This is a genomic window from Variovorax sp. 22077 (assembly GCF_052044195.1).
In the GTDB taxonomy this organism is placed as follows: domain Bacteria; phylum Pseudomonadota; class Gammaproteobacteria; order Burkholderiales; family Burkholderiaceae_C; genus Variovorax; species Variovorax atrisoli.
Genome location: NZ_JBQEQC010000082.1, coordinates 1 through 1,025, shown reverse-complemented (window position 1 = coordinate 1,025; position 1,025 = coordinate 1). Strand labels below are relative to the sequence as shown.

Here is a 1,025-nt window from a genome sequence, read left to right as displayed (position 1 = left end):
TGCAGCTGCCCAGCCACCACATGGTGCTGGACCACACGACGCTGGACTTCCTGGTACAGGAGATCGCGCTGATCCAGCAGGACAGGCAGGCCGACCTGCCGGCTCCTGTTCCCTTCCGGAACTACGTGGCGCAGGCAAGGCTGGGGGTGAGCCAGGACGAGCACGAGGTGTTCTTCCGCCAGATGCTGGCAGACGTGGACGAGCCGACGGCGCCGTTCAATCTGCTGGACGTGCAGGGGGACGGCACGCGGGTAGAAGAAGCCCGGCTGAGGCTCGATGCTCAGCTCGCACAAGAGATCCGAAGAGAAGCACAGCGCCACGGGGTGAGCGCGGCGACGCTGTTCCACCTGGCGTGGGCGCTGGTGCTGGGCAAAGCCACGGGCAAGGACGACGTGGTGTTCGGCACGGTGTTGTTCGGCCGGATGCAGGGCGGGGAAGGGGCGCAGAGAGCGCTGGGGCTGTTCATCAACACGCTGCCGCTGCGGGTGAGGCTGGGAGCCAGAGAGATACAGGCGTGCGTGAAGGAGACGCATGAAGCGCTCACGCAGCTGCTGCACCACGAGCATGCGAACCTGTCGCTGGCGCAGCGCTGCAGTGCGCTGCCGGGCGGGACGCCGCTGTTCTCGGCGCTGCTGAACTACCGGTACAGCCCGGAGCCCGAGGTGATCGAAGGCCAGGATGCGGTGCCCATGTGGGAAGGCATGGACGATCTTGGTGGACAGGAACGCACCAACTATCCCTTCGGCATGTCGGTGGATGATCTGGGCAAGGACTTCGAGCTGGTGGCGCAGATTCACGAAGCGGTGAGTGCGCAGCGTATCTGCGGCTTCATGCGCATGGCCATCGACGGGATCGTGGCTGCACTGGAGAAGCATCCTGCGCAGCCCATTCGCGAACTGGATGTGATCTCCGATGCCGAGCGCAGTCAGCTGACGGCATGGGGATCGCAACACCAATCTCAGGAATCCTCAGTCGGCGACCCGATCCACAGCCGTATAGAGCGCGAGGCGGCGCAGCATCCGGAT

Annotated in this window: 1 protein-coding gene; it reads left to right on the top strand. The window is 64.9% G+C overall.

Features of this window, described 5'->3' with window-relative positions; genetic code table 11:
• Nucleotides 1–20: 20 nt before the first annotated feature.
• Nucleotides 21–1,025: condensation domain-containing protein (locus ACTJLF_RS34585; protein ID WP_440884897.1), on the top strand; the 1,005-nt coding region annotated here is incomplete at its 3' end.